The organism is Kitasatospora sp. NPDC001603 (genome assembly GCF_040298365.1).
Taxonomy (GTDB): domain Bacteria; phylum Actinomycetota; class Actinomycetes; order Streptomycetales; family Streptomycetaceae; genus Kitasatospora.
The window spans coordinates 73852-87838 of record NZ_JBEPAA010000012.1 but is presented as its reverse complement, the minus strand read 5'-3'; the positions used below and the strand labels follow the sequence as shown (position 1 = coordinate 87838).

Genomic DNA, 13987 nt, shown 5'->3' with positions numbered 1-13987 from the left:
GAGGGCGCCCGGCCGTAGTGGCCGGACGCCCTCCGGGACGGGCCCGTCAGACCCGCTGCGGCTCCTTCGCCGCGCCGCTCTCCTCGGCGCCCCCGGCCCCGGTCGTGCCCTCGGGCGCGGCCCGCTCCGACTCCAGCCGGGCCATCAGCTGCTCGCCCTCCATGTCCACCCGCGGCACCACCTTCTCCAGGCTCTTCGGGAACCACCAGGCCGCCCTGCCGAACAGCGTCATCGCGGCCGGCACCAGGGCCATCCGCACCACGAAGGCGTCCACCAGCACGCCCACCGCCAGCGCGAAGCCGATCGGCTGGACGATCGGGTCGTGGCCGAAGACGAAGCTGCCGAATACCGCGACCATGATCAGGGCCGCCGCCGTGACCACCCGCGCGCCGTTCTTCACCCCGGCGACCACGGCCTCCCGGGGCGCCATGCCGTGCACGTGGTGCTCCTTCATCCCGGAGACCAGGAACAGCTCGTAGTCCATCGCCAGCCCGAACAGCACCGCGATCAGCAGGATCGGCACGAAGCTCACCACCGGGCCCACCTTCGGCACGTCGATCAGCCCGTCCAGCCAGCCCCACTGGTAGACGGCGACCACCGCGCCGAGCGAGGCCGAGATGCTGAGCAGGAAGCCGGCCACCGCCTTCAGCGGCACCAGGACCGAACGGAAGGCCAGCGCCAGCAGCACCAGCGCGATGCCGCCGATCACCGCCACGAAGGGCGGCAGGGCGTCGCCGAGCTTGGCGGAGACGTCGATGTTGGCGGCCGTGGTGCCGGTGACGTCGATCCGCGCGCCGGTCGAGGCCCGCAGGTCGTCGCGCTGGTCGCGGATCTCCCCGACCAGCTTCCTGGTGTCGGCGTGGTCCGGGCCGGTGGTCGGGATGACGGTGAGCAGGGCCGTGCCGCTCGGCCCGTCGACGGTCGGCGGCAGCAGCGTCCGCACCCCCTCCAGGGTGCCCAGCCTCGCGGCCACGCCTTGGACGGCCTGCTCCGGCCGCGCCGCGCTCCCGGCGTCGACGACGACCACCAGTGGTGCGTTGAACCCGGGGCCGAAGCTCTCGCCGATCCGGTCGTACGCGGTACGGGCGTCGGTGCCGGCGGCCTGTGAGCCGCCGCCGGGCAGGCCGAGGCTGAGGCTCGCGGCCGGCACCGCGAGGACGCCCAGCGCGGCCAGCCCGGTGAACAGCACGACCAGCGGGCGGCGCACCACGAAGGTCGCCCACCGCTCGCCCAGGGTCGTCCGGCCGGGGGCCTTCAGCGCCCGCCGCCAGACCGGCAGCCGGTCGATGGCCCGGCCGGCGAAACCGAGCAGCGCGGGCAGCAGGGTGATCGCGACGAGCACCGCCACCACCACGGCGCCGGAGGCGGACAGGCCCATCACGGTCAGGAACGGCACCCCGGCGACGGCGAGCCCGGCGAGCGCGACCACCACGGTCAGACCGGCGAAGACCACCGCGCTGCCGGCCGTGGCGTTGGCGCGGGCCGCCGCCTCCTCCGGCTCCAGGCCCTCGGCGAGGTGCCGGCGGTGCCGGGAGAGGATGAACAGGGCGTAGTCGATGCCGACCGCGAGGCCGACCATCAGGGCCAGCACCGGCGCGGTGGTGATGATCTCGAACGAGCCGGAGAGGGCCAGCAGCGCGGCCATCGCCACCCCGACCCCGAGCAGGGCGGTCAGCAGCGGCAGCCCGGCGGCGACCAGCGAGCCCAGGGTGATCACCAGGACCACGCCGGCCACCATCAGGCCGACCGCCTCACCGCCGTCGACCTGCGCCATCCGGTTGTAGGCGTCGCCGCCGAAGGCGACCGTCAGCCCGGCGTCGCCGGCCGGGCCGGCGGCCGCCCGGACCGCGTCGCGCTGCTGGTCGGTGACGTCCGCGAGCGGGCGGTCGAAGGAGACCAGGGCCAGCGCGACCCTGCCGTCCGGGGAGAGCGCGCCGGTGGCGTAGGGGTCGGGGACCGCCGCGACCCCGGGGACGGCGGCGATCCGGCCGACCGCCGCGCTGACGGCCCCGGCCGACTCCGCGGTGGTGATGCCGCCGGCCGCCGGGGCGCCGAAGACCACCTGGGCCGCGCCGTGGCCCTGCTCCGGGAAGGTGCCCTTGATGCGGTCCAGGGTGCTCTGCGCCTCGGTGCCGGGCACCTTGAACTCGTCGCTGGTCTTGCCGGCGAAGGCCCCGGCGGCCCCGCCGACCGCGATCAGCACGGCGAGCCAGACGGCGAGCACGGCGCGCCTGCGACGGAAGCAGTAGCGGCCCAGGCGGTACAGGTACGTGGCCATGAGTGAACCCTCGATCACGTCGGTCGGCGAGCGGGTGCCCGAACAGGTCGGACTCCACCGTACGGCCAACTTTGTCACCTGACAAAGTTGGTCGACATAATCGACCGACAGATTCACTCGACCGAGTTATTTGACCGTGGCGCTACCCTGGCCCAATGGCACATGTCCCCGCCTCCGAAAGGCGCCCGCAACTGGTCCGGGCCGCCATCGACCTGATGACCCGCGAGGGCGTCGCCGCCGGCAGTACCCGGGCGATCGCGGCCGAGCTGGGGGTGGCACAGGCGACGGTGCACTACACCTTCGGCACCAAGAAGGACCTCTACCGCGCCGTGGTCGAACAGCTGACGGCCGAGTTCGTGGGCCAGGTGCGCGACGCCGCACCGGGCGACGGCCCCTTCGGCGAGCAGATCCGGGCCATGGTGCACGCGCTCTGGGCGGGTGCCACCGGCGAGGAGGGGCGCTGCGTCCTGCTGGACGAGTTCGCGGCGCTGGCGCTGCGCGACCCCGACCTCCAGGAGATCATGCGCGGGCTGCAGCACGAGATCGAGGACACCGCCTCGCAGATGCTCGACGCCCTCGCGGCCGCCCACGGCCTGGAGCTGCCCCTGCCCGCGCGCGACATCGCCACGCACTTCCTGACCGGCTTCGACGGGCTGACCGACCGCTACCTGGTGCTGCGCAGCACCGGCGAGCAGCCGGACGCCGAGGCGCTGCGGGCGCTGGACCTGCTGGTCGCCACCACGGTCGGGCTCTGCCTGGGCTCGGCGGCCCGGACCGGCTGACCCGGGGCGGGCGCCGCCCGGGGCCGGACCGGCAGCCCGGACCGGCAGCCCGGACCGGCAGCCCGGCCCGGCGACCCGGCCCGGCGACCCGGCCCGACTACTCGACGATCCGGACCGGCAGCTCCGCCAGCACCTCGCGCAGCGAGGCCGCGAACCGGTCGTACTCCGCACTGCGGGCCGAGCCCGGCCGGGTGGCGAGCCCGATCCGGCGCCCGGGCGCGGGGGCCGCGAAGCGGACGGCGGCCAGCCGGTCGGTCCGGCCCGCCTCGACGTCCAGGGCCGTGGTGGGCAGCAGGGTGACACCGAGGCCGCCGGCCACCAGCTGGACCAGGGTGGAGAGCCCGGCCGCCCGGGTGGTGGAGCCACCGGGGTCGGCGCCGACCTCGCGGCAGATGTCGAGGGCCTGGTCACGCAGGCAGTGGCCCTCCTCCAGCAGCAGCACCTCCAGGTCGAGCAGCACGTCGCGCGGGACGTCGATCCGCCCGGCGAGCGGATGCCCGGGCGGGGTGACCAGCACGAAGTCCTCGTCGAACAGCGGGATGTCCCGGGTGGGCGAGGCCCCGCCGGCCGGGAGCGCGAGCAGCAGCACGTCCAGCCGGCCGGCGGCCAGCCCCTCCAGCAGCGAGGGCGTGCGCTCCTCGTGGACGTGCAGTTCCAGCTCCGGATAGCGGTCGCGGACCAGCCGCAGCACGGTGGGCAGCAGGTAGGGGGCGACGGTCGGGATGACGCCGAGGTGCAGCGGACCGGTGAACGGCCGGCGGGCGGCCTCCACCTCCTCGGTCAGGGCCTGCAAGGAGGCGAGCACCCGGCGCGAGTGTTCGAGCACGCGCTCCCCCAGCGGAGTGACGATCACTTTGCGTGTCGTACGCTCGACGAGCTGCGCGCCCAGCGACTCCTCCAGCGCCGCGACCGCTCCCGACAGGGCGGGCTGACTGGTCCCGGTGGCGGCCGCCGCGTCGCGGAAGTGCCGGTGCTCGGCCACCGCCACGAAGGCCTTGAGCTGGGCCACGGTGGGCGCGCGGGGGCCGCGGGGTGTGGCACTCCCCACAGCGGCCTCGGGTTTGCGCGTGGTGCCCCTGCGGGGCCTGGGGCGGGAGGGGGGCGTGGGGGTATTGATAACTCTCTCCGATCAGACACATCGAGTGTAGCTATTTCCCTGATCAGTCCACGATGTGGAATCGTGGAAGTCGTTCCGCAATCCGGACAAACTCCCCTCATCACTTCAGGAGAAGCGAACGTGCTCACGATCGGTGACAAGTTCCCCGAGTTCGAACTCAACGCCTGCGTCGACCTGGACGCCGCGAACGCCTTCGCCGAGATCAACCACAAGTCCTACGAGGGCAAGTGGAAGATCGTTTTCTTCTGGCCGATGGACTTCACGTTCGTCTGCCCGACCGAGATCGCCGCGTTCGGCAAGCTGAACGAGGAGTTCGCGGACCGCGACGCCCAGATCCTCGGCGTCTCCGGCGACTCCGAGTTCGTGCACCACGCCTGGCGCAAGGACCACAAGGACCTGCGCGACCTGCCCTTCCCGATGCTGGCCGACGTCAAGCACGAGCTGATGCGCGCCTGCGGCGTCGAGGGCGCGGACGGCACCGCCCAGCGCGCGGTCTTCATCGTCGACCCGAACAACGAGATCCAGTTCGTCATGGTGACCGCCGGCTCCGTCGGCCGTAACCCCAAGGAGGTCCTGCGGGTGCTGGACGCCCTGCAGACCGACGAGCTGTGCCCGTGCAACTGGACCAAGGGCGAGGACACCCTCGACGCCCAGGCCCTGCTGGCGGGCTGACCGACATGGCTCTCGACGACCTGAAGTCCGCCCTCCCGGACTACGCCAAGGACCTCAAGCTCAACCTGAGCGCGGTCATCGGCAACTCCGACCTCCCCGCCCAGCAGCTCTGGGGCACCGTGCTCTCCTGCGCGATGGCCACCCGCAGCCCCGCCGTGCTGCGTGCGCTGGAGCCCGAGGCCAAGGCCAACCTCTCCCCGGAGGCGTACAACGCCGCCAAGGGCGCGGCCGCGATCATGGGGATGAACAACGTCTACTACCGGACCACGCACCTGCTCTCCGACAAGGAGTACAGCGGCATGCGGGCCGGCCTGCGGATGAACATCATCGGCACTCCGGGCGTCGAGAAGATCGACTTCGAGCTCTGGTGCTTCGCGGTCTCGGCCATCAACGGCTGCGGCCAGTGCCTCGACTCCCACGAGGGCGTGCTGAGCAAGGCCGGTGTCGCGCGCGAGGTCATCCAGGCCTCCGTGAAGATCGCCGCCGTGCTGCAGGCCGTGGCCGGCGTCCTCGACTCCGAGGCCGCCCTGGCCGGCGTCGACGCCTGATCCCACGCCACACCACGAGGGCCCGCCGGACTTCCGTCCGGCGGGCCCTCGCGCGTTCGGGTGGGCCGGGGCCTACTCGGCACTCACCGGCGCACCCGTCCCACCGGGCGCCGCGGCGCCCGCGGCAGCCGCGGACGTGGCGGCAGCCGTCCGGGCGACGGCCGCCTCACGGGCGGCCTCCATCGCGGTGAAGACGGCCTGCCCGGCCTCGTTGCGGCGGCGCAGGTGGGCGACCACCGTGTTGGTGACCGCGATCAGCGGCACCGCGACGATGGCGCCGCCGATGCCGCCGATGATCGAGCCGGCGGCCACCCCGAGCACCACGCCCAGCGGATGCACCCGGACGGCCCGGCCGAGGATCAGCGGCTGCAGCACGTGACCCTCGATCTGCTGGACGGCGATCAGCACCACCAGCACCATCAGCGCGGTGAACGGCCCCTCGGTGACCAGCGCGATCAGCACCGCGACGGTCCCGGTGACGAGCGCCCCGACCAGCGGGACGAAGGCCCCCAGGAAGATGATCACCGCCAGCGGCAGCGCCATCGGCACCCCGAGCATCTGGATGCCGACGCCGATGCAGACCGCGTCGATGAAGGCCACGCAGACCGTCCCGCGCACGTACGCGGTGAGCGTGGCCCAGGCCTTCGGACCGGCCCCGGCCATCGCGTAGCGGGAGTGCCGGGGCAGGCCGCGCAGCGCCCAGTTCCAGATCCGCTCGCCGTCGTAGAGGAAGAAGAAGGTGGTGAAGAAGGCGAGCAGGACGGCGGTCAGCACCTCGACGGCGATCTGCGCACCGGTGAGGCCGACCGAGGTGAGCTGCTCGGTGTTGGTGCTGATCGCCTTGGTGATCTGGTTCGCGAAGTCGGTGATCTGCTGCTGGGTCAGGTGCAGCGGCCCGGTGATCAGCCAGTCCCGGAGGGTGGCCACACCGTCCTGGACCTTGGTGGTCACGGTGGACAGGTTGGTGGTCACCTGCCAGACCACGAACCAGCCGACCAGGCCGATCCCGGCCAGACCGCTCATGAACACCCCGCCGGCCGCCAGCGACCGCGGTACGCCGTGCCGGCGCAGCCAGGAGACGGTGGGCTCCAGCAGCGCGGAGATCAGCAGCGAGGCCAGCACCGCGAAGGCCACCAGCCGCAGCATGTCGACGACCATGAAGACGACGTAGAGCGCGGCGCCGAGCAGCAGCAGCCGCCAGGTCGACTCGGCCGCCACCCGCAGGCCCCAGGGCACCGCCTCGGCCGGGGTGGCGGGCCGACCGGGGTGGAGTTCGCGTCCGAAGGCGCCGTGGGTGGGCGCCGGCGCGGCCGGGGCCTGGCCCCGGCCCGCCTCGGCGTGCTCCCCGCGCGGCGCCGGCAGCGGGGCCGGTGCCGCGGCCACGGCGGCGGGCGCCGGGGCCGGCACCTGCTCCGGCACCGGCAGCGGGTCCGGGGGTTCGTGGTACTCGGCCGCGATCGCGGCCCGCCGGCGCCGCTCGATCACGGCGGCCGCGCTCGCCACCACGGCCATGCCCTTGGCCACGGCCTTGAAGGCCTTCCCGCCCCGCGCCATCCTCGCTACCACCGCTCCCCCGTTGGGCCGCCGTGCCGGCGGTACGCCGTGGGTCGCGCCACGGCCGTCAGGGATGAAACTACCCGCCCGGCCCGGCACGAGTCCGCCGGGCGGGGCGGTTGACCGGTCGGCCGGCGGAGACCGACGGGCGCCGGGCGGCCGCGCGGCAGCCCGCGGGCCGGTCGGACGGCCGGTCCGTATCCGGACAAACCGGTGGTGACCGGGTGGTTTCAGGCACCGGGCAACGGGGAGGACTCCGAACGAGTACAGGAGCCATCTGTCGGCGGACCGGCCGGTGCGGGGAGCAACCAGGACCCCTCCCCGCGCCCCGCGTCCGCACCCGGGCCCGCACCGCCCGCGAGCGCACTGGTCAGCGCGGCCCGGGCGGGGCGGCCCGTCCAGCGCGGCAGCCCCGCCCGGCGCACGGCCACGGCGGCGGGGCGGCCCACCACACACCTCGGCCCCCGACCGCAGGAGAGCGGTCGGGGGCCGGGGTGGTACGGCGTGCTGCGGGTACCGGTGGTTCCTAGTACCAGTGGTGCGACTGCCAGAAGGACCAGGCGCCACAGGGGCTGCCGTAGCGGCTGTTCATGTAGCTGAGGCCCCACTTGATCTGGGTGGCCGGGTTGGTGCGCCAGTCGGCACCGGCCGAGGCCATCTTGGTGCCGGGCAGCGCCTGGACCAGGCCGTACGCACCGGAGCTCTTGTTGGTCGCGGTGTAGTCCCAGCCGCTCTCGCGCTTCACGATCTGACTGAAGCACTGGAACTGAGCGTCGTTGCCGACGATCTGCTGGGCGATCTCCTGGACCGAACCGGGGCTGACCGAAACCGGGGGGGCCGACGTGTCGGTGGCAGCCATCGCCGAGCGCGCCTTGGAGCGGTTGGCGGCGGCCTCGTCGGCCTTCCGCTTCTCCTCGGCCGCCTTGGCGGCCTTCTCCGCGTCGGCCTTGGCCTGCGCGTCAGCCTTGGCCTGCGCGTCGGCGGCGGCCTGCTGGCGCGCTGCCTCCTCGGCGGCCTTCTGCTCCGCGGCAGCCTTCGCGGCCGCATCGGCGGCGGCCTGCTGGGCGGAGGCCTGCGTGCCGATGTTGTCACTGATGGTCTGCGCCTGGGCGCCAGAGGGGACTTCGGCAAGCAGGGTCGCGCCGGCGACATCGACCGTCTGCGTCGTCTTGCCCTCGCTGCCCGAGGCCATACCCACGACGGCACCGACTGCGGTGACGGCGGTGGCGGAGGCCACAGCGACTCCCCGGACCGAGATCCGAGTCACATGGTTTCCTTCCAGCATCGCCCACGCGTGACCGTACGGGCGCAAGATGCCCCTTTGCGCTGCCCTCCGTACGGTGCTGGTCACGGGAGGTACTGACCCGGCGTCCGGAAGCGGTGGGCGACCGGGCGTTGCGATCGGGCGGCGTACGGCTCATCGGTGTTCAATTGTGCGTCCACCTACCGGAGTTGGCGGACCGTCCGGACCGGGCCCACGGTCTCCCGGGGGCCCTGTCATGCCGTACGCGGGGCCTGACAGAACCCTCACCATGCCGCACCGGGCACTGTCGACGCAATTCCCTGTTGCGTGGCGCATCTCACATTCACCGCCCTGGAGTTCTCCGGACAGAAAGCACTCGATGTGATGAAAGGGACGGGGCCCGCTCCCGTCAGGAGCGGGCCCCACGCCCGGAGTTGACCGTATTGTCCGACTATGCCCTAGTGCGGGCGAATCACGGGTTGATGTCCTCCAGCATCTCCGTGACCAGCGCCGCGATCGGGGAGCGCTCGGAGCGGGTGAGGGTGATGTGGGCGAACAGCGGATGGCCCTTCAGCTTCTCGACCACCGCGACGACGCCGTCGTAGCGGCCGACCCGCAGGTTGTCGCGCTGGGCCACGTCGTGGGTCAGCACCACCCGGGAGCCCTGGCCGATCCGGGAGAGCACCGTCAGCAGGACGTTGCGCTCCAGCGACTGCGCCTCGTCCACGATCACGAAGGCGTCGTGCAGCGAACGCCCCCGGATGTGGGTCAGCGGCAGGACCTCCAGCATGCCCCGGGAGATCACCTCCTCGATGACGTCCGGGGTGGTCACGGCCGAGAGGGTGTCGAAGACCGCCTGCGCCCAGGGGCTCATCTTCTCCGTCTCGGACCCGGGCAGGTAGCCGAGCTCCTGGCCGCCGACCGCGTACAGCGGCCGGAACACCATCACCTTGCGGTGCTGCCCCCGCTCCAGCACCGCCTCCAGCCCCGCGCACAGCGCCAGCGCCGACTTGCCGGTACCGGCCCGCCCGCCCATCGAGACGATGCCCACCTCCGGGTCGAGCAGCAGGTCCAGCGCCACCCGCTGCTCGGCACTGCGCCCGCGCAGCCCGAAGGCCTCGCGCTCGCCGCGCACCAGCCGCACCCGGCCGTCGCCGGTGACCCTGCCCAGCGCCCGGCCGCGCTCGGAGCCGAGCACCAGTCCGGTGTGGACGGGCAGCTCGGCCGCGCCCTCGACGTCCACCGCGGCGTCGTGGCCGGCCGCGAACAGCGCGTCCACCTGGTCGGCGGGGACGTGCAGCTCGGCCATGCCGGTCCACCCGGAGGTGATCGCCAGCTCGGCCCGGTACTCCTCGGCGAGCAGGCCGACCGAACTGGCCTTGATCCGCAGCGGCAGGTCCTTGGAGACGACGGTGACGTCGTACCCCTCGGCCTGCAGGTTGCGGGCCACCGCCAGGATCCGGCTGTCCGCCTCGCCGCCCGCGGACCGGTAGCCGACCGGCAGTATCGACAGGTCGGAGTGGTTCAGCTCGACCCGGATGGTGCCGCCGAGCTCCCCGACCGGGATCGGCTCGTCGAGCCGGCCGAAACGGATGCGGTAGTCGTCGAGCAGCCGCAGCGCCTGGCGGGCGAAGTAGCCCAGCTCCGGATGGTGCCGCTTGGCTTCCAGCTCGGTGACCACGACCACCGGCAGGACGACCTCGTGCTCCTCGAAGCGGGTCATGGCGAGCGGGTCCGCCAGAAGCACGCTGGTGTCGAGAACGTAGGTCCGCCGGTCTGGTGTCCGGCGGCTCTTGGAACTGACCACTAGGCCTCCAGAGCGGATGACCCTGCGTCATCCGCGGCAAGCCGGCCCCCGCTGCCCCGGTGGCCTCGGGGCCGGTCTGCTCGGAGTATTCCCAGGCGAGGGGCGGTGCATTCACGCACTCGGCGAACTGACGGATCATTGCCGGTGAACGTTTGGCCTCGCGCCGCCGCCGGGTACTCCAGCCCTACTGGGGGGTCGGCGGGGGCGGGTGGGGGCCGGTGGGCGTCAGAGCCCCATCCGCCGGTGGCGCTCCTCGTACGCGCGCAGTGCCCGGAGGAAGTCGACCTTCCGGAAGGCGGGCCAGTAGGCCTCGCAGAAGTAGAACTCGCTGTGCGCGCTCTGCCAGAGCAGGAAGCCGGAGAGCCGCTGCTCGCCCGAGGTGCGGATGACCAGGTCCGGGTCGGGCTGGCCCTTGGTGTAGAGGTGCTCGGCGATGTGCTCGACGTCGAGGATTTCGGCCAGTTCCTCGATCGAGGTGCCGCGCCCGGCGTGCTCCTGGAGCAGCGAGCGGACGGCGTCGGCGATCTCGTGCCGGCCGCCGTACCCGACGGCGACGTTCACGGTGATCCCGTCGATCCCGGCGGTCTCGTCGGCGGCCCGCTTGAGCACGTCGGCGGTGTGCTGCGGGAGCAGGTCCAGCGCGCCGACCGGGTTGACCCGCCAGCGGCGGGCGGCGGCCAGGCCGGTGACGGCGTCCTCGATGATCCCGAGCAGCGGGACGAGCTCGTCGGCCGGCCGGGAGAGGTTGTCGGTGGAGAGCATCCAGAGCGTGACGACCTTGACGTGGGTCTCGTCGCACCAGCCGAGGAACTCGCTGATCTTGTCGGCGCCGCGCTGGTGGCCGTAGGCGGTGGAGCCGCCGGTCGCCTTGGCCCAGCGGCGGTTGCCGTCGAGGATCACGCCGATGTGATGGGGGGTCCGGGCGAGGTGCACCTCGACCCGGCGACCGTAGAGGCCGTACATACCGTCCAGCAGGGTGCGCAGACCCGGCGTGCGTTCGACGACATCGCGCAGACCCATGGTTTTCGGCCCCTCCGTACTCATTCACCGGGGGACGTCACAACCCCCGGCGCAGCCTACTCCCGCCCGGAGGCAGTGGGTAAAGCCGCAGGTAGCAGTCCGGTCACAGTCCTGTGCGGAGCGCGTCGGGGGCCGCGGGGCGGGAGTGGCCGGAACACACCCGCGCGAACGCCCGGTGGCTCCCGGGGCTCCGGATACGGAACGGTATCCGGTTCCTTAAAGAATCCGTAAGCCGACGGTTCCATGCTTGACGACCACCAATGGTCTAGTCCAGCTTGTGACCCAGGGCGGAACACGCACCACCGCCGCCCCATCCGAGGCAGTACTGCGGACGCAATTCCCTCCTCGCCCCCGGGCGCTCCCGAACCGAACACGACGCTCCTCGCTCCGGTGCTCCCACACCGCCGACCGTCCGTCGTCCTCGGCCCGGGCACGCTCGTCGGCCCGGCGGGAGCCCTCCCCCACACGCGGCCGCCGCGCCCCCCACCGCGGCGGCCGCTCCTCCCCCAGGAGCGCACCTCCATGGCCCGTACGCTGAACCAGCCCGCGCACAAGCGCCGGCGCAGCACCCTTCCGGCCCTCGCCGCCGGTGCCACCGCCCTCGCCCTCGCCGGCAGCGGCCTCGCCCTCTTCGCCGGCGGCGCCAGCGCGGCCGCCGGCAACCTGGTCTCCAACGGCGGCTTCGACTCCGGTTCGACCGCCGGGTGGGTCTGCACCGGCGCCGCGGGCACCGTCTCCACGCCGGTCCACTCCGGCACCGGCGCGCTGCAGGCCACGCCGGGCGCCGGGGACACCGCCGAGTGCACCCAGACCATCAGCGTGCTGCCCAACACCAGCTACACCCTGAGCGCCTGGGTCCAGGGCCCGTACGTCTACCTCGGCGCGCGCGGCACCGGCGGCACCGACCCGAGCAGCTGGTCCAACCAGAACAGCTGGAACCAGCTCTCCTCCACCTTCACCACCGGCGCGAACGTCAAGAACGTCACGCTGTTCGTGCACGGCTGGTACGGCCAGAGCGCCTACCTCGCGGACGACATCACGCTGAGCGGCCCCGGCGGCACCTCCACGCCGAGCCCGACCGCGACGCCCACCGCCACGCCGACCGCCACCGCGTCGCCCACGGCCACCGCGACGCCGACCGCGACCGCCACCCCCACGGCGACCGCCACCCCGACCCAGACCGCCACGCCGACCCCCACGGCGACCGCGACCACCACCGCCCCGCCGGTCACCGGCCTGCCGAAGCACGTGGTCACCGGCTACTGGCACAACTTCGACAACGGCGCGACCGTCCAGAAGCTGAGCGACGTCCAGAGCGCCTACGACATCATCGCGGTCTCCTTCGCCGACGCCGTGCCGACCAGGGGCGGGGCGATCAGCTTCACCCTCGACCCGGGGCTCGCCAAGGCCCTCGGCGGCTACACCGACGCGCAGTTCCGCGCCGACCTGAAGGCCAAGCAGGCGGCCGGCAAGAAGGTCGTCCTCTCGATCGGCGGCCAGAACGGCGCGATCAGCGTGGGTGACGCCGCCGCGGCGGCCGCGTTCACCGACAGCGCCTACGCGATCATCAAGGACTACGGCTTCGACGGCATCGACGTCGACCTGGAGAACGGCGTCAACCCGACCTACCTCGGGAACGCGCTGCACAGCCTGCAGGCCAAGGTCGGCTCGAACTTCATCCTGACGATGGCCCCGGAGACCATCGGGATGTACAGCACCGCCGGTGCCTACTTCCAGCTGGCGCTGAACACCAAGGACATCCTGACCGTCGTCAACACCCAGTTCTACAACTCGGGCGGCATGAACGGCTGCGACGGCAAGGTCTACAACCAGGGCACCATCGACTTCATCACCGCGCAGGTCTGCACCCAGATCCAGGGCGGCCTGCGGCCCGACCAGGTCGGCATCGGCGTCCCGGCCTCCAGCAAGGCGGCCGGCGGCGGCTACGTCTCGCCGACCGTGGTGAACAACGCGCTGGACTGCCTGGCCACCGGCAAGAACTGCGGCAGCTTCGTCCCGCCGGCCAAGTGGCCCACCATCCGCGGCGCGATGACCTGGTCCACCAACTGGGACGCCAACAACGGGAACGCCTTCTCCAACGCGGTCGGCCCGTTCGTCCACCAGATGCCGTAACTCCCCCCGGCGCGCCGCTCCTTGAGGGTGGGGCTCGCGCGCCGACGGCGGGGCCCGTCGTACCGGACCGGTACGGCGGGCCCCGCTCGTCCCCGCTCGTCCCCCCTCCTCCTACTGCAGCAGGACCGCGGCCAGGGTGCCGAGCAGCAGGAACGGGCCCATCGGCAGCTCCAGCCCGCGCACCGGCCGCCGCCGCGCCAGGGCCGCCACCGCCCGGACCACCGCCCAGAACCCGGCCAGCACCGAGGCCGCGAAGAGCCCGGTGAACGCGGCCGACCAGCCGTACCGGCCGAGCAGCGCGCCCAGGCCGAGCGCCAGCACGGTGTCCCCCGGGCCCATCAGACCGATCCAGCCGGGCAGTTCGAACAGCGCGGCGGCCGCGAGCGCCACCAGCAGACAGCGCAGCAGCACACCCGGACTGCCGGCCGCCAGCTCCACCACCACCAGCAGCGCGGCCAGGCCGGCCGCCAGCGCCCAGCTCAGCGGGTACGGCAGCCGCCGCACCCGGGCGTCGGTGAAGCCGAGCACCACGCCCGGGCCGGCCGCCCAGAGCAGCAGCACCGCGTCGGCCGGGTGCGCCGCCGACAGCGCGGCCGCCGCCACCGCGACGGTCACCGCCTCCACCTGCCAGGCCCCCGGCCCCAGCCGCTCCCGGCAGCCCGGGCATCGCCCGCCGGGCGGCAGACCGCGCAACCGCCGCTCGCACGCCGGGCACCGGGTGCACCACGGCCCGCCCTCCGGCACGGCGTAACGCACCACCAGACCCCGCAGCGCGGGCGCCACCAGCAGGCCGCCCAGCACCGCCCCGAGCACGGCCGCGATCACGGCGCCCC

11 protein-coding genes are annotated in these 13987 nt (G+C 73.1%); 4 read left to right on the top strand and 7 right to left on the bottom strand.

Going from position 1 to position 13987, the window contains the following annotated elements:
* Positions 1-46: 46 nt before the first annotated feature.
* Entirely contained in the window at positions 47-2278 is a 2232-nt protein-coding gene (locus ABT263_RS11055; protein ID WP_352289968.1) for an MMPL family transporter, read from the bottom strand.
* Between the two features lie 155 nt (positions 2279-2433).
* Between ABT263_RS11055 and ABT263_RS11050 the strand changes: the two genes are divergently transcribed.
* Complete coding sequence (locus ABT263_RS11050) at positions 2434-3060, top strand: TetR/AcrR family transcriptional regulator (protein ID WP_329489405.1); 627 nt, start codon at positions 2434-2436, stop codon at positions 3058-3060.
* A gap of 97 nt (positions 3061-3157) precedes the next feature.
* Here the strand turns inward: ABT263_RS11050 and ABT263_RS11045 are convergent, their stop codons facing one another.
* Complete coding sequence (locus ABT263_RS11045) at positions 3158-4069, bottom strand: LysR substrate-binding domain-containing protein (protein WP_352289967.1); 912 nt, start codon at positions 4067-4069, stop codon at positions 3158-3160.
* A 228-nt stretch (positions 4070-4297) separates the two neighbouring features.
* Between ABT263_RS11045 and ABT263_RS11040 the strand changes: the two genes are divergently transcribed.
* Both ABT263_RS11040 and ABT263_RS11035 read left to right on the top strand, forming a co-directional pair.
* The gene (locus ABT263_RS11040; RefSeq protein ID WP_329489403.1) at positions 4298-4849 is read left to right on the top strand and encodes a peroxiredoxin; all 552 of its coding nucleotides are present in this window, start codon (positions 4298-4300) and stop codon (positions 4847-4849) included.
* Between the two features lie 5 nt (positions 4850-4854).
* Positions 4855-5397: an alkyl hydroperoxide reductase gene (locus tag ABT263_RS11035; protein WP_329489402.1), complete on the top strand. Its 543-nt coding sequence runs from the start codon at positions 4855-4857 to the stop codon at positions 5395-5397.
* A 72-nt stretch (positions 5398-5469) separates the two neighbouring features.
* Here the strand turns inward: ABT263_RS11035 and ABT263_RS11030 are convergent, their stop codons facing one another.
* The 4 genes from ABT263_RS11030 to ABT263_RS11015 form a co-directional block, all read right to left on the bottom strand.
* Positions 5470-6951 (bottom strand): AI-2E family transporter, encoded by a 1482-nt coding sequence (locus tag ABT263_RS11030; protein WP_352289965.1) that lies wholly within the window; start codon positions 6949-6951, stop codon positions 5470-5472.
* Between the two features lie 526 nt (positions 6952-7477).
* The gene (locus ABT263_RS11025) at positions 7478-8218 is read right to left on the bottom strand and encodes an aggregation-promoting factor C-terminal-like domain-containing protein (protein ID WP_502885784.1); all 741 of its coding nucleotides are present in this window, start codon (positions 8216-8218) and stop codon (positions 7478-7480) included.
* 448 nt (positions 8219-8666) lie between these two features.
* On the bottom strand, positions 8667-10001 hold the full coding sequence (gene phoH2, locus ABT263_RS11020; RefSeq protein WP_329489399.1) for an RNA 5'-3' helicase PhoH2: 1335 nt from the start codon (positions 9999-10001) through the stop codon (positions 8667-8669).
* A 225-nt stretch (positions 10002-10226) separates the two neighbouring features.
* Positions 10227-11021 carry an isoprenyl transferase gene (locus ABT263_RS11015; RefSeq protein WP_329489398.1) on the bottom strand — a complete coding sequence of 265 codons (795 nt, stop codon included), beginning with the start codon at positions 11019-11021 and terminating at the stop codon, positions 10227-10229.
* Positions 11022-11543: 522 nt separating this feature from the next.
* On the opposite strand from ABT263_RS11015, the gene ABT263_RS11010 reads away from it, so the two are divergent.
* Complete coding sequence (locus ABT263_RS11010; RefSeq protein ID WP_352289961.1) at positions 11544-13154, top strand: chitinase; 1611 nt, start codon at positions 11544-11546, stop codon at positions 13152-13154.
* Positions 13155-13265: 111 nt separating this feature from the next.
* Here ABT263_RS11010 and ABT263_RS11005 read toward each other — a convergent pair whose 3' ends face one another.
* Positions 13266-13979, bottom strand: a complete 714-nt coding sequence (locus tag ABT263_RS11005; protein WP_352289958.1) for a prepilin peptidase — start codon at positions 13977-13979, stop codon at positions 13266-13268.
* Between the last annotated feature and the right edge of the window lie 8 nt (positions 13980-13987).